Below are 20919 nucleotides of genomic sequence, written 5' to 3' on the forward strand. Positions count from 1 at the left end.
CGGAAGAACAGGAAATGAACAATTTTATAGAGCACTATTCGTATGATGAATAATATAAAGAAACTGGATTTAAATCAGCTGGTTACTCTGCATGCGTTGCTGCGTGAACGCCATGTCAGCCGGGCGGCGACGGCGCTGCACCGCAGTCAGCCCGCGGTCAGCCATACGCTGAATCAGTTGCGGGATTTATTTCAGGATCCGCTGCTTATCCGCAGGCAGGGGCGCTATCACCTGTCCGGCAAAGCGGAAGCGCTGTATGCACCGCTGACACAGGCGCTGGGCCAGCTTGATGACCTGATAGCACAACAGGATTTCCGTCCGGAAAACTGCAACCGGCGTTTTAATATTGCGATGTCCGATTACGGAGCGGCTATTTTCAGTGCAAAATTAATCCGTTATCTGCGCAATGCGGCTCCGCAGGTTGATCTGCAAATCTGGCAGGGCAGCCGTGAAGAGATGCAGGGAAAATTACAGGAAGGCAGTCTTGACCTGGCGTTCGGGGTGTTTAATGCCACGGATTACACTCTGCGGACGAAGACCGTATTTACGGATACCATGGTCAGTGTTGCGGATAAACAGTACTGCACCAACGGCACGATGCCGATGGCGGACTGGCTCTCACACCCGCATATTCTGGCGAGTATGAAACCGTATGAAGCCAACGAGATTGACCGGCAGTTACAGTTGCTGAATTACCGGCGGCGTATTGCGGTTTCTGTGCCTTACTGGCAGATAGCCTCACAGCTGCCGGAAGGAACTGACCTGATCCTGACAGTGGCACAACGGGCACTGCCGGAAATACTCAGCCCGTCATTACAGGTGTTTGAACCGCCGCTGACTATCGCACCGCTCAGTTTTCAGATGTTATGGCACCAGCGCAGTGAGGGTGACCCGGCATTAGGCTGGCTGCGGGAAGCGGTAATGCAGGTGTGTGACTGACGGGCGGCTCAGTGTGCTGTCCGGCGGCAGTTTTGCAGTTCCAGCAGAAAAGAGCCGTTATTGCCGCCGCCGCGTTTGTTCAGTCCGAAGACAAAGCGCTGTTTTGACGGGGTGAAATAGGCCAGCCCGTTACTGATCCCGGCATAAACCAGCGTATCTTCGCCGATCTCCTGCAAATCCTGCTTTGACATGGTGGCAAACTGCGTAATCGGTGTCAGCACCGGAGAGTGGTAAGGGGTTGGTTTCGTATCAAGCACCGTAAAACGGTCATCGTGAAACAAAACGACAGCCTTGCGCTGTTTATCCGGAAAGTAAAAATCACGCATCGCGCCCTGTTTTCGCTGATAACTGGCGGATGGAATATCGCAATTGTAATAACCGTTCAGTGCTCCTCCGGCGGCATAGCCGGATAAGCAGAACGATGATGATAATAAGAAAGTTAATAAACGCATAAACACGATAATGGTTTCTACAAATATTAAGTGTAAACGGATGCAGTTATCCGCACAATCAGTTCAGTTCAATCTTCCGGAAATCAGCGGAAAGAATAAAGGGCTGAATACGCGTAAAATTCAAATTTTATAAGCAGATGACGAGAAATTCAGTTTCTGAAACTATTATCCGGATCATATATCCGTTTATCTGATACAGGCGTAAAATAGCGGCCGATATCATTTTCTTACTGACGGACACCCCATGCTGGCGAAGTTTCTCCCGATTTTTCTGCTTGTTATCTCGAATTTTTTTATGATGTTTGCCTGGTACGGACACCTGAAATTTACCGGTAAACCGCTTGTTGCGGTTATTTTTTTCAGCTGGCTGATTGCCCTGGCGGAATATTGTCTGGCGGTACCGGCTAACCGGCTGGGACATCAGTATTACAGTGCGGCTGAACTGAAAACGATGCAGGAAGTGATCACTCTGTGTGTTTTTATGGTGTTCTCAGTGGCTTACCTCGGTGAGAGTATCACGCTGAATCACCTTATCGGTTTCGGGTTTATTGCTGCCGGTGCGTTCTTTATTTTTAAGGGACCGTTTTAACCGGCATCACACAATGTCGATAACGATACTGTAAATTTATCCATAACATAACGGCATGACTGGTTATATCACCAGGTATTATTCCCGGTGTCCGGGAGACACGTTTTCACTTTTGACAAAGGCAGGTCCGTTATGTCATTACTTCGTTTATCTTATCCGAAACTCAGTCCGGCGGCGTATGCGGGACTGATTGCCTGTAAAAATGCATTGGAAACCAGTTCATTATCATCTGAACTGGTTGAGCTGGTTTATCTGAGAACATCACAGATTAACGGCTGTGCATTTTGTCTGGAAATGCACTCGGCAGCGCTGCGTAAGCGGGGAACGGCTCAGGAAAAACTCGACGCACTGGCAGGCTGGCGTGTGAGTGAGCGCTTCAGCGATCGTGAACGGGCGGCGCTGGAATGGACAGAGTCCGTCACGTTATTATCTGCACAAAATACGGATGATGCTGTCTGGCAGCGTGTGAAGGCACATTTTTCCGATGAGGAAATGAGTGACCTGACTATCGCTGCCGGCCTGATGAATGCGTTTAACCGGGTTGCTGTCAGTCTGCGTCAGTAGCGGATAACGGCAACCCCGGCACCGGCGGTTATTCGCCGGTGTTATCCCGCAGCCATGGCGTGATAGTCAGCCCGACAAGTAAACCCTCCGGGCTGAGCAGACGGGTGACGGACTGCCCCCACGGCTCGGTTCTGTTTGCCACCAGCAGCGGATAGCCCCGTGACTGTAAAAATTCCGTGGCCGCTGCCAGGTCGTTCACTTCAAATTCGACCCAGGCCTGCGGCACCGGATGTGATGACGGCCAGGTGTCCTGCCCGAAACAGGAGACAGCTGCCTGGCTGAGCGGCCAGAGTGCGAAGTGCTTCACACCGTGCAGACTGTGATCCGCTGTCAGGTAATCGGGCGCGCCTTCAGATTCAGTGAGCGGCAGGCCGACAGTATCTGCAAAAAAGTGTTTGCTGCGGGCGGGCTCGCGGGTCACCGGACCAAAACCGGCGACAAACAGCACACCGGGAACGGCAGGATAATCAGACATAGCAGTATCTCCGTAAGATAAGGTTTTCCCCATCTTACACATTTATCTGCCCGTGTGGCGGAAATATCATCTCTTCATACGGAGCCTCGCGGCAGGCATTCAGCCGCTGCGTTATCCCGCCGGAATGCGCCTCCAGCTGATGACCGTCCGGGTCGAGAAAATAGACGGAATCCCCCTCACTGCGGTTATGTTTCCAGAGCGTTATCTGATGAGAAGCCAAAAGTGCGCGAAAGGCCGGGAACCGTTCGGAAGGAAGGGTAAAAGCGTAGTGGGTATAACCCTGATGAATAGGCCGGTGAATGATTTCCGGGTCTGCCGATAAACAGATCCACAGTTCCCCGCAGGTCAGGTAAGCCCCGTATTTCCAGCGGGTATGCAGCGTCATTTTCAGAATGTTATGGTAAAAATGCAGGCTGCGATCCAAATCGGTGACCGCCAGGGTCAGATGATTCATTCCTGTTAACATATATCCTCCGTCAGCATCCGGCAGTTATAAACAGCACGTCAGAGTCAGGTGAAAGGAAGCCGTATCGGTGGTTGTACGGTGGGCGGTTATCATCATCGGGAAGCTCTCAGGGTAAAATATCAGTCAGGTTTATGATTACCCTGAAGCTTACTGACTGACAACGTAGGGTGCCAGATAATTCCGTTGCCGGGCGTTGTGATTTAAGATCACGTTAATTTAGTTCCGTCAGGGATATTCACCCTGAATATGATTTACCTCAATTATCCTTATTATTAATAGGTCTACTCTGGCGCCACACTTTAATAATGATAATGGTAGGTCTACTTATGTCATTAGTCACAGAACTTCCGTCGATCTTTTCTGATTTCTCCGATGCCCGCCAACAGGGCTTTCTCACTGTTATGGAACTGAAAGAGCAGGGTATCCCGCTGGTGGGAACCTATTGCACCTTTATGCCGCAGGAAATTGCCATGGCCGCCGGTGCCGCGGTTGTCTCTCTCTGTTCAACCAGTGATGAAACGATTGAAGAAGCGGAAAAAACCTTACCCCGCAACTTATGTCCCCTGATCAAAAGCAGCTACGGATTCGGTAAAACCGATAAATGCCCCTACTTCTATTTTTCTGACATCGTGGTCGGTGAAACCACCTGCGACGGCAAAAAGAAAATGTATGAATACATGGCGGAATTCAAACCTGTCCATGTGATGCAGTTACCGAATAACAGTGAAAGTGCGGAATCTGTCGCACTCTGGCGTTCGGAAATTATCCGTTTTCAGAAACGGCTGGAAGAACAGTTCGGTTGTGAAATCACGGAGCAGGGGATACGCGATGCTATCGATCTGCGTAACCGCGAACGCCGTGCATTGACGGAATTCTACCGCCTCGGGCAGCTCAATCCGCCTGCGATGACCGGCCGTGAAATTCTGAGCGTGGTGTATGGCGCTACCTTCAAATTTGATAAACGCGCGCTGATTGGCGAACTGGAAACGCTGACCGCCAAAGTACGGGCGGAATATGCCGCCGGTAAACGGCTTGACCCGCGTCCGCGTATTTTGATCACCGGCTGTCCGATTGGCGGTGCGGCGGAAAAAGTGGTGCGGATTATCGAAGAAAACGGCGGCTGGGTTGTCGGTTATGAAAACTGCACCGGTGCGAAAGCGACCGAGCAGTGTGTGGATGAAAATCCGCAGGCCGATGTTTATGACGCCCTGACCGAAAAATACCTTGCTATCGGCTGTTCCTGTATTTCACCGAACACACAGCGCCTGAATATGCTCAGTGAGATGGTGCAGGACTATCAGGTGGACGGGGTGATTGATGTGATCCTCCAGGCCTGTCACACCTATGCGGTGGAATCGCTGCTGATAAACCGGCATATCCGCGAAAAACATGATATTCCGTATATGGCTATTGAGACAGATTATTCCACTTCTGATACCGGTCAGCTTGCGACCCGCATTGCCGCCTTTATTGAGATGTTATAAGGAGGCGTCATGCTGAGTATTGGTATTGACTCCGGCTCGACTGCCACCAAAGGGGTTTTATTCAGTGATGAAGACGGCGGCGTGATCCTGCGCCGCTTTCTGATCCCGACACCGTTCCGGCCGCAATCGGCGATTCTGGAAGCCTGGGAAACCCTCTGCGGTGAATGTGACACCAAACCGTATCTGACCCTCACCGGTTATGGCCGCAAACTGGCGGATTTTGCTGACAAACAGGTCACGGAAATCTCCTGTCACGGTATCGGGGCGCGCTGGCTGCATCCGCAGACCCGCACAGTTATTGATATCGGCGGCCAGGACAGTAAAGTGATCCGGCTCGATGAGCAGGGGCATCTCACGGATTTTCTGATGAATGACAAATGTGCCGCCGGGACCGGTCGCTTTCTGGATGTGATCAGCCGGACACTCGGTACCGACATCACCGCGGTGGATAACACCATCCGCGGGATTGAGCCGCATGCTATCTCCAGCATGTGTACGGTCTTTGCCGAATCTGAAGTGATCAGCCTGCGTTCCGCCGGGGTGGAGCCGGAGTCTATTCTGTCGGGAATAGTAAATTCAATGGCACAACGTACTGCCGGTTTTGCCAAGCGGCTGAGCACTGTACCGTCAGTGCTGTTCAGCGGCGGAGTCAGCCGCAGTCAGGTATTCTGTGAGCGGTTGTCGCAGCATCTGGGGACTGAGGTGATCACGCATCCGGACGGACAATTTGCCGGTGCTATCGGCGCGGCCATTTACGGGATACGTCAGTTGCAAAAACAGGCAGCGGTACCGGCAGGGATCTCCGTTCATGAATGACTATCTGATTTTATTTGAAAATATGCTCGGTGTGGTGGCGATGCGCAAACATCTCACGGCAGCCGGGCAGCCTTTTACGGTGACGGATATCCCGCCGTCACTCGGTAAAGCCTGTGGTCTGGGGATACGGCTCAGTGTCAGTGATGACCGGCTTCCGGTACTGCGGGGATGTCCGCAGGTCAGTGAAATATACCGCTGTGAGGCGGAAGACTATGTGCTGACAGCGGCGCGGTAAACGCGCCTTACACACGTATAACAAACCACAATCACGATAATCCGGCATTTTTTATTCTGCTATGTTGTAAAAAATAATAAAAAATGCAGGGTCTTATTGTGAGCAAAAAAATACATAGCATGATCACCACTGATGCGAATCAGGCGGTGGCCCGGATGGCGTATCAGCTGAATGAAGTGATCGCCATCTATCCTATTACCCCGAGCTCCGGCATGGCTGAATATGCCGATCACTGGTCTGCAACCGGGGAACCGAATTTGTGGGGCGACGTGCCGCGCATGATGGAAATGCAGTCGGAGGGCGGGGCCATCGCCACTGTCCACGGTGCACTTCAGACCGGCGCACTGTCGACCACGTTCACATCGTCCCAGGGATTGCTGCTGATGATCCCGTCGCTGTATAAAATCGCCGGACAGCTGATCCCGTTTGTCCTGCATGTGGCGGCGCGGACAGTCGCGACCCACGCGCTCTCTATTTTCGGTGATCACTCGGATGTGATGGCGGTGCGTCAGACCGGCTGTGCACTGCTGTGCGCCAACAGCGTCCAGCAGGCTCAGGACTTTGCTGTGATTTCACAGATAGCCACGCTGAACAGCCGCGTGCCGTTTATTCATTTCTTTGATGGTTTCCGTACTTCCCATGAGATGAACAAGATCATCTCGGTCAGCCGTGCCGAACTGAGTAAACTGATCCCTGCGGAGGCGATCCGCGCTCACCGTGACAGAGCACTGTCGCCGGAACATCCGGTGATACGCGGTACATCCGCAAATCCGGACACCTATTTCCAGTCCCGCGAAGCCACGAATCCGTGGTATGACGCGGTTTATCAGCATGTCACTGATGCCATGGCGGCGTTTGGTGATGTTACCGGCCGTTATTATCAGCCGTTTACGTATTACGGACATCCGCAGGCAGAGCGCCTGATTATCCTGATGGGATCGGCCGCTGGCCCGGCAGAGGAAGTGGCGGACAAACTGATGGCGCAGGGCGAAAAAGTCGGCGTGCTGGAAGTGCATCTCTACCGGCCGTTCTCCGCACAGCATTTCCTTGATGCTATTCCGGAAAGCGTGCAGCACATTGCTGTGCTTGACCGCACCAAAGAAGCGGGTGCGCAGGCGGAGCCGCTGTATCTGGACGTGATGACTGCCTTTGCCGAAGCGTATCAGAACGGTGAGCGGGCACAACTGCCGCGCATTATCGGCGGACGCTACGGGCTGTCATCCAAAGAATTCGATCCGGATTGCGTGATGGCGGTTTTCCGTGAACTGACACTAACATCGCCGAAACGGCGCTTTACTGCCGGGATTATTGACGATGTTACCGGGCTTTCCCTGACACCGGTTCCGGCGGAACTGCCGGTCACACATCGCCTCACTGCACTGTTTTACGGGCTGGGCAGCGACGGTACCGTTTCGGCGGCCAAAAATGCTATTCAGATCCTCGGCAGTCATACGGATAACTATGCTCAGGGCTTTTTTGTTTATGACTCGAAAAAAGCGGGCGGCCTGACCGTTTCTCATCTGCGCATCAGTGAACAGCCGATCCGCGCCACGTATCTGATCAGGCAGGCGGATTTTATTGCCTGTCATCAGTGGCAGTTCCTCGATAAATATGAAATGGCGGAAAAACTGGCGCCGGGCGGGATTTTCCTGCTGAACAGTCCGTATCCGGCGGATGAGGTCTGGCACCATATTCCGCAGGATGTTCAGGCGATTCTGGCAGAGAAACAGGCTCAGTTGTATGTCATCAACGCGTACCGTATTGCCCGTGAATGCCGCCTCGGTGCGCGGATTAACACGGTGATGCAGATGGCCTTTTTCCATCTGACGGCACTGCTGCCGGCGGCTGAAATTCAGTCTTATTTACAGCAGGCGATTATCCGCAGCTACAGTAAAAAAGGGGAAAGTGTCGTTCAGGATAACCTGATGGCGATAGCCCGTACCCCGGAAGCCCTGCATCGCGTGCCGTTGCAGGCAGTCGATCCGCAAAGCCTGCCGCGTCCGCCGGTCGTGCCGGATAACGCGCCGGACTTTGTCAAAACTGTCACTGCCATGATGCTGGCCGGACGCGGCGATGCTCTGCCGGTATCGGCATTCCCGCCGGACGGTACCTGGCCTTCCGGCACCACCCGCTGGGAAAAACGCAATATCGCGGAGATGATCCCCGTCTGGAAACCGTCCCTCTGTACCCAGTGCAACTACTGTGTCGCGGCCTGTCCTCACGCGGCTATCCGTGCCAAAGTGGCTGATCCCGCCGATTTCAGCGGCGCGCCGGACACATTGCAGCGCCTGCCGGTCAAAGCCCGCGATATGAAAGGGATGGATTATGTCCTTCAGGTCGCCCCGGAGGATTGTACCGGCTGTAATCTCTGTTATGAGGTCTGTCCGGCGAAAGACCGGGAAGACCCGGCTGTCCGCGCGATAAATATGCAGCCGCGGCTGGCACATCTGGCAGAGGAAAAAGCCAACTTTGATTTCTTCCTGCAACTGCCGGATCTCCCGGCATCGCAGCTTGAGCGCATTGATATCCGGACATCACAACTTATCACTCCGCTGTTTGAATTCTCCGGCGCCTGTGCGGGCTGCGGTGAAACACCGTATATCAAACTGCTGACCCAGCTGTACGGCGAGCAGTTACTGATCGCCAATGCCACCGGCTGTTCTTCTATATACGGCGGTAACCTGCCGACCACGCCGTACACCACCACCAAAGAGGGACGCGGCCCGGCCTGGGCTAACTCGCTGTTCGAGGATAATGCTGAATTCGGTCTGGGATTCCGCCTGACAGCAGATCAGCATAAAAAACGGGTACAGCGGCTGCTGATGACGTTTGCCACTCAGTTGCCGGATGAATTACAGCAACGGCTGGCGGATGAGGCGCTGTCCGCGGATGAGAAACGCGCGGCCATCACTGAACTGCGGACGTTACTGGCGGATAATCCTGACCCGCGTGCGCGTGAGCTGTCTGACGACGCACATTATCTGCTGCCGAAATCCGTCTGGCTGATTGGCGGTGACGGCTGGGCTTATGATATCGGCTTCGGCGGGCTGGATCATGTACTGAGCAGCGGTGAGAATGTGAATGTACTGGTACTCGATACCCAATGCTACTCCAACACCGGCGGCCAGCAGTCAAAAGCCACGCCGATGGGGGCGGTCACCAAATTCGGTGAGGAGGGTAAAGGCAAATCCCGCAAGGATCTGGGCGTATCCATGATGATGTACGGTAACGTGTATGTGGCACAAATAGCGATTGGTGCGCAGATGAACCAGACGGTAAAAGCGATTCAGGAGGCAGAATCCTATCCCGGTCCGTCCCTGATTATTGCCTACAGCCCGTGTGAGGAGCATGGTTATGACCTTGCATTCAGCTATGATCAGATGAAAGCCCTGACTGCCAGCGGATTCTGGCCGCTGTACCGGTTTGACCCGCGCAGGGAAGGAACCGGCAAAGCACCGCTGGTACTGGATTCCCGTCCGCCGTCACAATCACTGGCGGAAGTGATGAATCAGGAGCAGCGGTTTAACCGGCTGAACAGCAGTGACCCTGCGAGAGCTGCCATTCTGGCAGAAAAAGCAGAACAGCGGACAGTAAAACAGTATGCGCTGCTGGAACTGCTGGCTTCACAAAAGCAGGAACCGGCAAAAACAGATACCGCAGCGGAGAACAGCTGAAAATCATCATGACACATAACAGAACGGCCGGGGCTGTCGTCCCGGCAACAGAACAGGATCTTGCGCAGCTGATCGCCCTTGATACCGTTGCGGCACAGGAGCCGCAGCGTCGTGAGGCGATCGGCGGCTGGATTGAACAGAGCGTTTGTTTTGTGACACGGTATGAAGGGAAAATTGCCGGTTATGGCGTGCTGCATTATCACTTTTTCGGCTGCGGATTTATTGAGTTACTGATGGTCGCTCCCGCACTGCGCGGGCTGGGGATCGGCAGCTCATTACTGGCGGCATTGCAGCAGCAGTGCCGGACAGAAAAACTGTTTACCTCGGTGAATGCCTCGAATACCGGTATGCAGGCGCTGTTGTTGCGTCAGGGGTTTGTGCTCAGCGGTCAGGTGGATAACCTCGATGACGATGATCCGGAATTATTTTATTTCCTCAGGCTGAACAGAGAAAATGACTAATCATCAATGATATTAATTATTATTGATGTGTAAACTATTTCACCGTATATATTATCCTCTTTATGGTAATGCTAATTAAGAGAAAACTGATAGTCCGCAAAATTGTTAATGATTACATTACAGGCTCAATAACAATGGATTAAAGGGATTTTTAATGAAAAAGTTAATTATGGCTGCCGGGTTATTATCACTTTCTTCAGTTGCATTTTCTGCTCAGTTATCTTCCGCCTGTGAAGATTACTTTAAACAGGTTGATGAGTATGTTGACCTGTTATCCAAAAATGATGCAATGAAAGGCCAGATTGATACCATGAAACAGCAGTATGCTGATTCTAAAAAACAGTTTATGCAATTACCTGCGGATGCTCAGGATACAGCCTGTAAGCAGGGTCTTGATGCGTTAGCGCAGGCTAAGACAATGATGGAACAGCAAATGGCAAAATAACAGCCGCTGTTATTTTTGACGGGCTGTATAATACAGCCCGTTTTTGCTTTCAGCGGGATGAAAACTGTTTGCGGCGTTTTTCATATTTCGCCGGATTGCGGTGAAAATGACGCCAGTGAGGCTCTCCGGCGGCATACAGCAATTCATAATCCCCGCGTGAATCCCCCCAGGCGCGCATATGGTAGGCAGATAAATCACCGTAAACCTGTTGCAGCCGGGCAATTTTCTGTCCGCAACGGCAGTTATTGCCGTTGATTTTCCCGGTCAGAATACCGTCTTTCTCTTCCAGCTGAGTACCGATAAGTTTGATCCCCAGCCGCTCAGTAAACGGCCGCAGCACCAGCTCAGGTGATGCGGAACAAAGAGTGACTTCCGCACCCGATGCAATCTCTGCCGCCACCGCCTGCAAACCTTCCGGACGCATCATCTTATGCCAGTAACGCTCACAAAATTCCTGTGCTTTCTTTTCCACCCAGCGGGCATCAGTACCGGTCAGAAAGGTGGTGATCAGCACTTCTTTCAGTTCATCACGGGTCAGTTTGCGTGAAAAGCAACGCAGCGCCGGCAGTACCAGACGCAGCATCCGCAGGGAAAACACACGTTTCCCGAACGCAAAACGCAGGAAGGGAACAAAGCTGTCCCGGCGGGTCAGTGTGCCGTCAAAATCAAAAACGGATAAGACCGGTTTTTCTGACGGGGATGGTGCGTGCATAACGGGGTATACTCCGGTTAAATAGGTGATCGTGCAGAGTTTAGCATTTTTTCAGGCAAAAGGAGATATCTGCCCGGCTTGTTCCGTTTTCATAAATTATTTACTATCAGGTGATTGATTATCACTATCTGAATTATACCGGTAACCTCTGAGAGAGCACGATGATTGCAATCAGTGCCTGCCTGGCAGGTGAAGCCGTCCGTTACGACGGCAGCCATAAATTATATGCCCCGCTGAAAGCCCTGCAGAACAGCGGCATGGCCGTTCCGGTATGCCCGGAAATCCTCGGCGGCCTGCCGGTACCCCGCGCTCCGGCGGAAATCACCGGCGGTGAGGGTTGTGATGTCTGGGCGGGTACCGCCCGGGTCACCGGCAGAGACGGCGAAGATGTCACTGATGCCTTTAAGCAGGGCGCACTGCGGGCGCTTGAGTATCTGAAACAGCGGAATATCACGCATGTGATTCTGAAAGCTGACAGCCCGTCCTGCGGCAGCGGCCGAATCTACAGTGGTGCATTTGACGGCTCACTGAAATCCGGTAACGGTGTGGCAACCGCACTGTTTGAGGCAAACGGGATCACCGTCTGGCATGAAGATCATCCGGCGCTGTCCGGACTGATCGGACAACTGCTTCAGAACGATAATAACGGATGATAACCCTGATGCCCGCCAGCGTGTTAATCCACGTTCCGGATGTGGCCGCAGGGCTGGCCTGGTATCAGCTGGCTTTTCCTCAGGCAGAGGTTCGCTACCTGCCGGAATTTGATTTCACCCTGTTATGCCTGCCCGGTTTTAACCTCGAAATTGTACAGGCAGATGACAAAGTCAGTAACGGGAAGAGGGGCTCGGTACTGTACTGGCAGACAGACTCCCTCACACAGGCGCTGTCGCATTTTGAATCCCTTGGTGCCCGCTTATACCGGGGGCCGATAAGCATTGAGAGCGGATTACGGATGTGTCAGGTTGAAGATCCGTTTCAGAATCTGATAGGGTTAAGAGGCGTTTAGCCGCAGAAAAGGAGAGCAGAGTGATATATCCGGTTGATTTACATGCCCATACAGTTGCCAGTACTCATGCTTACAGTACCGTGCGTGAATATTTTACGGAAGCCGCGGAAAAAGGCATAACCCTGTTTGCGATTACCGATCACGGCCCTGACATGGCTGACGGGCCGCATCCGTGGCATTTTTCCAATATGCCGGTTCTGCCGCGTATGATAAACGGCGCGGGGCTGCTGTACGGCATTGAGGCTAATATTAAAAATCAGGCCGGAGAGACTGACTGCTCAGATAAAATGGCGCAGCAGCTGGATATTATTCTCGCCGGTTTTCACGAACCGGTCTTGCCGCCGCAGGGACAGGCGGCCAATACTGAAGCCATGATCGCCACTATCCGCAGCGGAAAAGTGCAGATTATCACCCACCCCGGAAACCCGAAATACCCGCTGGATATTCAGGCAGTAGTGCAGGCAGCGAAAGAGTGTAATGTGGCACTGGAGATGAATAACTCCTCGTTTCTGCACTCACGGGCGGGCAGTGAGAAAAATTGCCGGGCGATTGCCGAAGAGGTGCGTGACCACGGCGGCCGGATTTCGCTGGGATCGGACTCCCATTACGCCGGATATCTGGGTAACTTTGAGCGGGTAGTGACTATGCTGCGGGAAATAGAGTTTCCGGAAGCGCGTATCCTGAATGTCACACCGCGCCGGGTGCTGGATTTCCTGGAATCACACGGACGCCCGCCGATCCCTGAATTTGCCGGACTCTGAAAAACGCCCCGCATTGCGGGGCTTTTTACTGTTTACTTAGCGCGTAAATCGTAATTCCAGTTAGTTTTTTCCAGTGCTTCAATACTTTCCACGACCAGGTCGGTCAGTGCATTCAGCATTTTTTCACCTTTCTCAATACTGGCGTAAGTCGGGTCGCCGGTGGCACCGGTGACAGAAACCTCTGTAATATCCCACATAATCTGCACGTTATCACCGTGGCGGATACTGTCTTCCGGCATCTGGCGCACGGCTTTGCTCAGGTCACACAGGTCAGGACACACGGCGGCGGTAATCGAGGATTCGCCCTCACCACCGTGTCCCAGGCCGTTCCATTCACGGAAGAAATTCTCCCCGAGACGGCTGCCGAGCACTGACCACCAGGCCGGCAGGAATGCAAAGACCACATCTTTATGACGCGCTTTGACATTCCGCTGCGCGATATCCAGTGACGGAATGTTTCCGTCATGACCATTGAAGACAAAAATATGTTTGATGCCGTACTGAATCAGACTTTCAAACATATCTTCCGCAATGGCAATCACCGTTTCAAAGCGGATATTAATCGCCATCGGCGTGCCGTTATAGTGTGCAGAGGTGCCGAACGGCACACCCGGCACCACAATAGTGCGGGACAGCCGCTGTGCCGCCCGGCGGGCAACGGCTTCCGGCACAAACAGATCCGGCCCGAGCGGCAGGTGTGGTCCGTGGCTCTCGCAGCTGCCGAAAATCGTAATGGCGCTGTCAATCCCGCCCTTATCAAACAGATTTTTCAGCTCTTCGGTGGTGAATTCATTCAGATAGACTTTTTTCATTATGATCTCCCTGTTGCCGGTGAGGTGGCTTTTGCCGCCAGCAGCGGATGCAATATCAGATAAATAATAACGGTAAGAACTAATGCCAGCAGACCGGTCGGCCAGTCAGACAGAATATTATTCAGTGCCATGATCAGACCGGACGCCATCCCGGCCAGCGCACTGATCACCCCGGCATAGTTGTATTTCGGCTGGTGGTTGATCTGCGTGATATCGTAGCGGCATCTGCGGGTGATGTAGTAATCCGCCAGTAACGGCCCGGCCAGCGGTGGCGCCATAATGCCGAGATAGTTAATAAAATCAGCAAAGAAGATCTGATAGAAACCGATAGCGCCGAGAATAGTACCGATAATCCCGGTAGTCAGAATAAGGACGTTTTTGTTGACTTTTATACCCGCGGAATCCAGCACCGGTCCGGTATAGAGTGAGTTACAGTAGAGTTCCGCATCATTGGTGGTCCACAGTGACAGTGTCCAGGTGATCACGCCGAGCAGGGCCAGCAGGAAACTTTTCTCAATCATCCAGGTAATATAGTTCGGCATTCCGACCGTCATGGTGCCGATATAACCGACCACGTTGAGCAGCGGATTGGTAAAGATAAAACAGGCGGCCGATCCCCAGAATACCGCAGAGATACTTTTATTAAAGCGGAACAGATCCACGCCCATCACCGCCCCGGCAATCCAGCTGCCGACGACCATGGTGATGGCCGTGGACAACATCAGCCCCTCATTACGGTTAGAGTTTTCGATAAAAACAGATAACCCGCCGCCCTCCTGTAACATGGCATAGCCGGTGATAACGGCGATGATCATAATAATCGGGGAAACCGGAATGGCGATAATTTCCAGCCCTTTCATGCCGTGCAATGAGGTGTAAGTAAACAGCAGACCGGCGACGACACAGGAAAGAAAGACTTCCAGGGTGATCGGCACGCCGTTATAGCCGTGTTCTGCCGGGTTAAACACGATGATCCCGCTGGGATTTCCCAGGAACGTTCCCCAGATATCCCCGACCATGCCGGTGATCGCGGCAAACCAGCCGAGCGTCAGCAGTCCCATCGCTATCATCGGCAGGTTCGCACCGAATCGGCCATAAGAAAACCGGCTGATCAGCGCCAGGCTCAGCCCCGTGCGCTGCGCCATGATACCGAGCAGCGAGGTGAGAATAAACAGCAATCCCATACCAATGGCGATAGCCAGCAGTGCCATCGGGAATGACATCCCCGGCCCGCCGTTGGCACCGGCCAGTGCGCCGCCGATAAATAATCCTGTTGCCACATAACCGAAGCCTATCCAGACAAGTACCTGTTTCCAGGTCTCGCGGCGGTGTGTCATCGGTATGGGCGTAAACATAAAATCATGGTCATGCGCCGGTGGCGCGGATGACGTTTCGTGTTTGCTCATGGTATTTCCCCTGTCTTGCGTGGTGTTGGCAGTTGCCGCTGAATGTATTATTAAAATAAAAGGCCATGCTCTTGTTATGATTTATTATTAGCCTGATAAAGTAATTATTGGCAACTAAATTAATGAAAATAAAAGGAAAAGAAATTTTAATATAACGGACAGGTTGACGGCAAAAACGGGGAAGAAAATCATATAAACGGGAGGGTGAACAAAAAAACGACGAAAAATGCTGTCACCGGAAGTGATGACAGCAGGATATAAAATAAGCGGTGTGGTAATTATTCCGGCAGCGGCACCATACAAACGGCACTGCCGAAGCTGCCGTGACTGCACTCGACACGGAATTTTCCGTAACGGCTGAGAAACCCGAGCAGGCTGTCGCCGGAGTTAAACGTGACAATCCCGGTCACCGGCTGCCCGTCAGTGGACATGTGCGGCATCAGACTGTCCGCCAGAGCCCGTTTGACCAGGCCGGCCTCGGCGGAAGAGCCGATATAGAATTCTGATTTCAGCCAGTTCACCCCGGCAGAAACCGAATTCACGCCCGGAGAGCGGGCGGCGGCAAACACCATCAGCACCCAGCCGTTGGAGTTCTGGCTGTTGGTTGCAAACGGATGTGCCACCATATTGTAATCCGGATTATGCAGGGCTTTGCGCAGTTCCGGATCACGCAGAACTTTCAGCAACTGGGATTGCAATGCAGGCGGAAAGTGCAGGGTGGCGATGGTATTTCCGGCGAGATCATCATCAATAAACTGATAAAGCCCCTGGATCCACAGTTCAGACTGTGCGGTACCACAGGTGTTGAGATTATGATACACCCGCCAGGTACCGTTTCTTTCCCGTACGGCATAACCGGCATGGGAAAAACTCAGCCCGTAGTCACTCAGCGCCTGACCCTGACGAACCAGCAGGACGACCCGGTCGCCCTGTTTCTCCAGCCAGTCATTCAGTACTTTGGCTTGCGCGGTACGTTGTGCGGCTTCCTGCGGGGTGGGCGGGGATTTATCCGCACAGTTCTGACTGCCGCTGTATGCAAGGCCGGACGCAGTAAGCAGGGCAGCTGCAAAAACGGTTTTCAGCAGTCGCATATTAAGGCATCTTCTCCTGATGGGTTAATTCACGATCGTCCTGTGTCACCATATGGGAAATAATCTTCCCGTCCTTTTTCAGATAAGTCCCCGGGCCTTTTTCCGCCGGTTCCAGAGTCAGCTTATCACCCGGATTCACCGGATTTTTCTCCAGTTTTTCGGTGGCGACCAGCAGGGCGACATCTTCATTTTTATCAGTTTTACCGGTGATAGTCGTGACTTTTTCTTTCTTATTATTTTCCACAGACTCCGCACTCAGCTGAGCCGGTAAAATGATCGGTGATAAAATTGCACCGCTTATCATCACCGAACTGTAGACACTGCCCGCACTACTGAGTACCGCAGTCGATAAATAAGGATTATCCGGCAATTTGCCTGCATTGGCAGGCAGTGTAACCAGCGTGGCGGCACATAATATGGCCGGAAAAATAAACTTATTCATGCTGTTTCCTTTAATTTAATGAATAAAGGTTCTTTTGACCCGCTCAGATACCAGGAAATACGAGATCCAGATGATAGCGTAAATGACCAATCTTATCAGCGGATAATAGAGAGTGAAGTCCACATTAACATCCAGCAGATTAACCAGCACTATTTCCTGAATGGCTTCCGAGGCGATAGCAAAAAGAATAAAGGCAATAAACAGTTTCGGCAGATAACGGGAGAGCCTGAAGAAATAATACAGCGTTGTCAGTATCAGCAGCATGGTCAGTATGGTAAAAGCAATATTAATATACATGACCTGCAATACGCGGTCAGGAATAAACCCCGCATTTTGCTGATATAAATCATACCACTCACTCAGCGAGTAACCACCTGCACCCAGTGATAAAAATAGGGTGATTAACGGCAGCCACAGCCAGCCGCCGATCCGCGACATCCGTTTTTCCGCGCACTCATCACAATATTCCGCGTACTGCGGTATCTCTTTTTCCCCGCACTGAATACAAACCCATTTTTGTTCCATAACGTATTTCCGTTTTAATCTTTCCGGGTTACCCGGTTATTTGGGCTGATTGTTTATCCTGCTCATCAGGACCGCATCCACATAACGTCCGTCGCGGAATGCATAATCACGGGCAATGCCTTCGCGCTGAAAACCGAATTTTTCATATAAAGACAGACCGTCAGGATTATTGGCAAATACCTCTAATTCAATACGGCGGATACCCAGCCAGTTATCGCAATAATCAATCATCGCCTGCATTAATGCACTGCCGACCCCCTGGCGCCGGTAGCTTTTATCTACCGTAATACCAAAACTCACCACATGGCGGCGGCGGGGATTACTATTCTGATTAATGACCAGCAACCCGGCTACGGCACTGTCGATAACCGCCACCAAACGGGTCGCGGACTGATCACTCTGACTCATTCGTTGTTCCCAGAACTTCCGTGAGGTATACGGCATCTGTAAGGTATTGGCATACGCTGTAAAATCCTGATGCATATCAAACAGTACTGCGGCATCCGACGGCTCGGCTAAACGGATGGTGATTTGACGCATAAATAATATCCCTTGTGTAATACGATTATATTTCCTTATTAATGGCACCGATACAGTGTATCCGTCAACGTGATAAAAAGCCTGAGCGGGAAAGCGAAAATGAAGTCACCGTGTTTTTCCCTGTTATTTTCTTTTTCACGGATCAAACTGACTGAGAATGAAAGACGGCGGTAAAACAGGCGGGGTAACATACTGACATAAGACGGAAAGTACGGTTTCTCTGAAAAATAAAAATTTACGCAAAAAAGTAGGCTAACCGCCGGCGGGCGATTACACTGAATCTTTCCGGAAACAAAAGGGATTGTCATGGACAATCGGTTTCTTAAATCCGTGTTCCGTAAATCAGGTATCAGCCGGATGACTCATTCAGTACAGACACTGGTTTTTCTGCGCCACGGCGAAAAACCGGATAATGACAGCGGCCAGTTAACCGGCAAAGGATTAAACCGCGCGCTGGCTCTGGCGGATCTTCTTATTTCCCGTTACGGCAGGGCGGATGCGCTGTACGCCGCGGCACCGAAACAAAGTAAGCTTGGTAACTCTCTGCGTTCTCTTCAGACCATCACACCGGTGGCTATCCGCTTATCTCTGCCGGTTCATCTGGAATTTCACGCCAAAGAGACCAAAGCACTGCGCGATGCATTGCTGGATAAAGCACATCACCGGCATACGGTATTTGTGGTCTGGGAACATGACAATCTGGTGAAGGTGGTAAGGGATATTCTGAAGCAAACCGGCGGAGATTATTCAGACATGCCTGTCTGGGCCCGTGATGATTTTGACAGCCTGTGGGTTCTGACAATTACCAGAGAGGAACAGGATATCAGTATTACATTTTCTCAGGAAAAACAGGGGCTGAACAATCTGAAAGATTATTATTCCTGAGTCTTGCGGTTCACTTTCCTGCCTTCCCGTAAATATTAATGAAGGTTGTTTTTTTCTGTCAGATAAGAGGGCTAAAAGAACCGGTCCGGAGATGGAGATATTACGATGAAAAATTACGTATTTATTATGAACTGACGACTTAATGATGATTTTTCTTTGGGTGAGATAAATCTTAATAATGGATGTGGTTTTTCTGTATTTTACAATGTGTTCACGAAACTGTCTGATACAGAGAATATCCCGGCGATTATTATCCGGACAAGATGAAATTAAATGTAATGAATTAAGCCCATTCCTATTTTATGGCTATTAATGTTCATTTCAATTTTTTATGTGATTTTTAATTATTATCACGTTCGATTTACGGGTTGTTTATCGTCATAAATCTAATGGTGTAATGCATTTTGCTTTATTAATCACGGCATTATCGCGTTTATTTCTGCCTGGTAAGTGTGTTTAATTGTATCTTATTTAATAAAAACTCATGTATTAATAATAAACAGCATTCTGTCTTGTTATATGTGTCCCACATTAAATTAATTTAACATTGGTTAAATGGCAAAGTATGAATACTGATTTGATATTACCGCTGAAATTATTCTGGACTGAAACGGAAAATAGATGATAGTGTTCATTTTTCTCAGGTGGTCAGTGCTTTTATAATAGGGTTGTATCCGGAGTGAAAGAATCAACAACGTAAAATAAAATTTGAATAAATATAAAAAATGGTTATTTGATGTTATCAGGTAATATATGCCTGATGTTAATATTCCTATGCGCATAGCTAATGATTAGTTTGCGGCGGTTAGCCGGAATTAAAAATGGAGTTGTAAATTACTACTGTTAATTTCTATAAAAGGAAGTATTATGAAACTGAAACATGCTGTTTTACCAACTGCGCTTGCTTTATTATTCAGTGCTGCATCATTCGCTGACAATACAGGTACCATTTTCTTTAAAGGAAAGATTAATGCATCGACCTGTAAAGTGAATAATGGTGCCAGAAATATTTATGTTAATATGGGTACTCACGATGCAAGTGAATTTGCGAATGCCGGCGACTCAAGTATAGGGCCGGAATTCGAACTGAAACTGACAGAATGTACCGGTAAGAATGCAAACGTATCATTACTGGCTCAGAATCTTGTTGCCGGTGCTGAAGACCAGATTGGCTTAAAAGTAACACCAACTTCTGCCACTGGCCTGGTTATTGTTTTAAATGACAAGTCATCAAATCAGGTTCGTAAGGTAGATGGTACGGAAATCTCAACACAACGGATTACCGGTGGTGAAACAACATTTAAATATGTACCACGTCTGCTCAGAACTGCAGATCCGTTACAACCTGGTACAATTAATGCGGCAGTAGATTATACCATTACGTATAACTAATAAATATATGTATAACAGGGCAGGTTCGTCTGCCCTGTTAATTATTGTCAGGTGGGGTCATGATTAAATTTATTAAGATAATTATATTTATATTTTCATGTATTTTTATAAGTCATAGTGTTGCCGAGACATACCTGGGAGCAACCCGGGTTGTTATCAGTGACGATAAAAATGAAGGTAGTACAAGTATACATAATAAGGATAAGTTAAATTATCTTATCCAAAGCTGGGTACTGGATGAAAATGATCAGGAAACCAATGATATTGTAATAACCCCCCCGTTATTCAAGCTTGAGGGTAATACATCGAGCAGCATCCGGGTGGTGATGGTCGGCGAACCACCTGCGGATCGCGAATCTCTGTATTGGCTGAATGTAAAATTTATTCCGTCAACGGATAAAAATCTGAAAATAAACAAGCTTACTTTTGCGGTTAACAACAGAATTAAAATAATTTACAGACCAAAATCGTTATCTTTTACAGATCCTGTGGATATTTTTAAAAAAGTAAGCATCCGGTATGTTGACGGAAAAATAGAGTTTAAAAACCCGACAAAATATTTCATTAATATTAGTGAGGTTAAGGTGAATGATGATGTTTTGAAATCACCAAGCTATATAAAACCTGAATCATCGGAATTTATTTTGTTAAAGAATAATAAAAAACCATCCACGGTAAACTATGCATTTATTGATGATTTAGGGAAGCTGAATCTATTTAAGGCTGATTTGTGATTTTTAAATAAAA

Annotated in this window: 25 protein-coding genes; 15 read left to right on the top strand and 10 right to left on the bottom strand. The window is 50.2% G+C overall.

All coding sequences use genetic code 11. The annotated features are described in order from the left end of the window. The first annotated feature begins 42 nt into the window (after nt 1–42). A complete protein-coding gene (locus AAZR23_RS01825; protein ID WP_243846739.1) occupies nt 43–939 on the top strand; it encodes a LysR family transcriptional regulator in 897 nt (298 codons plus the stop codon). Nucleotides 940–947: 8 nt separating this feature from the next. Here AAZR23_RS01825 and AAZR23_RS01830 read toward each other — a convergent pair whose 3' ends face one another. Beyond that, nucleotides 948–1391 (bottom strand): hypothetical protein, encoded by a 444-nt coding sequence (locus tag AAZR23_RS01830; protein WP_434690152.1) that lies wholly within the window; start codon nt 1389–1391, stop codon nt 948–950. A 244-nt stretch (nt 1392–1635) separates the two neighbouring features. Between AAZR23_RS01830 and AAZR23_RS01835 the strand changes: the two genes are divergently transcribed. Further along, nucleotides 1636–1980, top strand: coding sequence for a DMT family protein (locus AAZR23_RS01835; RefSeq protein ID WP_434690154.1), 345 nt, complete (start codon nt 1636–1638; stop codon nt 1978–1980). Nucleotides 1981–2112: 132 nt separating this feature from the next. Next, nucleotides 2113–2544, top strand: coding sequence for a carboxymuconolactone decarboxylase family protein (locus tag AAZR23_RS01840; protein ID WP_166707381.1), 432 nt, complete (start codon nt 2113–2115; stop codon nt 2542–2544). 28 nt (nt 2545–2572) lie between these two features. Here AAZR23_RS01840 and AAZR23_RS01845 read toward each other — a convergent pair whose 3' ends face one another. Both AAZR23_RS01845 and fosA13 read right to left on the bottom strand, forming a co-directional pair. Then, on the bottom strand, nt 2573–3019 hold the full coding sequence (locus AAZR23_RS01845; RefSeq protein ID WP_218427856.1) for a VOC family protein: 447 nt from the start codon (nt 3017–3019) through the stop codon (nt 2573–2575). Between the two features lie 34 nt (nt 3020–3053). Continuing rightward, entirely contained in the window at nt 3054–3485 is a 432-nt protein-coding gene (gene fosA13, locus AAZR23_RS01850; protein WP_434690157.1) for a FosA13 family fosfomycin resistance glutathione transferase, read from the bottom strand. 326 nt (nt 3486–3811) lie between these two features. On the opposite strand from fosA13, the gene AAZR23_RS01855 reads away from it, so the two are divergent. From AAZR23_RS01855 to AAZR23_RS01880, 6 genes are all read left to right on the top strand, one after another. Beyond that, on the top strand, nt 3812–4969 hold the full coding sequence (locus AAZR23_RS01855; RefSeq protein ID WP_218427860.1) for a double-cubane-cluster-containing anaerobic reductase: 1158 nt from the start codon (nt 3812–3814) through the stop codon (nt 4967–4969). A 9-nt stretch (nt 4970–4978) separates the two neighbouring features. Continuing rightward, complete coding sequence (locus AAZR23_RS01860) at nt 4979–5785, top strand: acyl-CoA dehydratase activase (RefSeq protein WP_434690160.1); 807 nt, start codon at nt 4979–4981, stop codon at nt 5783–5785. Next, nucleotides 5778–6020 carry a putative Se/S carrier-like protein gene (locus tag AAZR23_RS01865; protein ID WP_434690162.1) on the top strand — a complete coding sequence of 81 codons (243 nt, stop codon included), beginning with the start codon at nt 5778–5780 and terminating at the stop codon, nt 6018–6020. The genes AAZR23_RS01860 and AAZR23_RS01865 overlap by 8 nt, the downstream gene beginning before the upstream one ends. A 119-nt stretch (nt 6021–6139) precedes the next feature. Beyond that, a complete protein-coding gene (gene nifJ / locus AAZR23_RS01870) occupies nt 6140–9694 on the top strand; it encodes a pyruvate:ferredoxin (flavodoxin) oxidoreductase (protein WP_434692355.1) in 3555 nt (1184 codons plus the stop codon). A gap of 8 nt (nt 9695–9702) precedes the next feature. Then, nucleotides 9703–10155: a GNAT family N-acetyltransferase gene (locus AAZR23_RS01875; protein WP_434690165.1), complete on the top strand. Its 453-nt coding sequence runs from the start codon at nt 9703–9705 to the stop codon at nt 10153–10155. Between the two features lie 154 nt (nt 10156–10309). Next, a complete protein-coding gene (locus AAZR23_RS01880; protein ID WP_046892599.1) occupies nt 10310–10600 on the top strand; it encodes a DUF5339 domain-containing protein in 291 nt (96 codons plus the stop codon). Between the two features lie 49 nt (nt 10601–10649). On the opposite strand, the gene AAZR23_RS01885 is transcribed toward AAZR23_RS01880, so the two are convergent. Continuing rightward, entirely contained in the window at nt 10650–11312 is a 663-nt protein-coding gene (locus AAZR23_RS01885; RefSeq protein WP_434690168.1) for an HAD family hydrolase, read from the bottom strand. A 161-nt stretch (nt 11313–11473) separates the two neighbouring features. Here AAZR23_RS01885 and AAZR23_RS01890 point away from each other — a divergent pair, with 161 nt between their 5' ends. From AAZR23_RS01890 to AAZR23_RS01900, 3 genes are read left to right on the top strand one after another with little or no spacing between them, the layout of a single operon-like run. Next, a complete protein-coding gene (locus tag AAZR23_RS01890; RefSeq protein ID WP_434690170.1) occupies nt 11474–11965 on the top strand; it encodes a DUF523 domain-containing protein in 492 nt (163 codons plus the stop codon). A gap of 8 nt (nt 11966–11973) precedes the next feature. After that, the gene (locus AAZR23_RS01895; protein WP_434690173.1) at nt 11974–12318 is read left to right on the top strand and encodes a glyoxalase/bleomycin resistance/dioxygenase family protein; all 345 of its coding nucleotides are present in this window, start codon (nt 11974–11976) and stop codon (nt 12316–12318) included. 23 nt (nt 12319–12341) lie between these two features. Then, nucleotides 12342–13079 (top strand): phosphatase, encoded by a 738-nt coding sequence (locus AAZR23_RS01900; protein WP_434692357.1) that lies wholly within the window; start codon nt 12342–12344, stop codon nt 13077–13079. A gap of 32 nt (nt 13080–13111) precedes the next feature. Here AAZR23_RS01900 and AAZR23_RS01905 read toward each other — a convergent pair whose 3' ends face one another. The 6 genes from AAZR23_RS01905 to AAZR23_RS01930 all read right to left on the bottom strand — a co-directional run bounded on the left by AAZR23_RS01905 (nt 13112) and on the right by AAZR23_RS01930 (nt 17895). Beyond that, nucleotides 13112–13891 (bottom strand): creatininase family protein, encoded by a 780-nt coding sequence (locus AAZR23_RS01905; protein ID WP_218427867.1) that lies wholly within the window; start codon nt 13889–13891, stop codon nt 13112–13114. Next, nucleotides 13891–15297: a purine-cytosine permease family protein gene (locus tag AAZR23_RS01910; protein ID WP_046892595.1), complete on the bottom strand. Its 1407-nt coding sequence runs from the start codon at nt 15295–15297 to the stop codon at nt 13891–13893. The genes AAZR23_RS01905 and AAZR23_RS01910 overlap by 1 nt, the downstream gene beginning before the upstream one ends. Nucleotides 15298–15575: 278 nt before the next feature. Beyond that, on the bottom strand, nt 15576–16388 hold the full coding sequence (locus AAZR23_RS01915; protein ID WP_434690177.1) for a DUF2145 domain-containing protein: 813 nt from the start codon (nt 16386–16388) through the stop codon (nt 15576–15578). A gap of 1 nt (nt 16389) precedes the next feature. Next, a complete protein-coding gene (locus AAZR23_RS01920; RefSeq protein WP_434690179.1) occupies nt 16390–16830 on the bottom strand; it encodes an STM0539 family protein in 441 nt (146 codons plus the stop codon). Between the two features lie 15 nt (nt 16831–16845). Then, nucleotides 16846–17355 (bottom strand): DUF2569 domain-containing protein, encoded by a 510-nt coding sequence (locus AAZR23_RS01925; RefSeq protein ID WP_107678307.1) that lies wholly within the window; start codon nt 17353–17355, stop codon nt 16846–16848. Nucleotides 17356–17391: 36 nt separating this feature from the next. After that, entirely contained in the window at nt 17392–17895 is a 504-nt protein-coding gene (locus AAZR23_RS01930; RefSeq protein ID WP_107678450.1) for a GNAT family N-acetyltransferase, read from the bottom strand. Nucleotides 17896–18252: 357 nt separating this feature from the next. Between AAZR23_RS01930 and AAZR23_RS01935 the strand changes: the two genes are divergently transcribed. From AAZR23_RS01935 to AAZR23_RS01945, 3 genes are all read left to right on the top strand, one after another. Beyond that, the gene (locus AAZR23_RS01935; protein ID WP_434690182.1) at nt 18253–18780 is read left to right on the top strand and encodes a histidine phosphatase family protein; all 528 of its coding nucleotides are present in this window, start codon (nt 18253–18255) and stop codon (nt 18778–18780) included. 867 nt (nt 18781–19647) lie between these two features. After that, the gene (locus tag AAZR23_RS01940) at nt 19648–20172 is read left to right on the top strand and encodes a fimbrial protein (protein ID WP_218427874.1); all 525 of its coding nucleotides are present in this window, start codon (nt 19648–19650) and stop codon (nt 20170–20172) included. Nucleotides 20173–20231: 59 nt separating this feature from the next. Further along, on the top strand, nt 20232–20906 hold the full coding sequence (locus AAZR23_RS01945; protein WP_434690185.1) for a fimbrial biogenesis chaperone: 675 nt from the start codon (nt 20232–20234) through the stop codon (nt 20904–20906). Nucleotides 20907–20919: the final 13 nt, after the last annotated feature.

This window comes from Morganella sp. Je.2.23, from assembly GCF_051129855.1.
In the GTDB taxonomy this organism is placed as follows: domain Bacteria; phylum Pseudomonadota; class Gammaproteobacteria; order Enterobacterales; family Enterobacteriaceae; genus Morganella; species Morganella sibonii.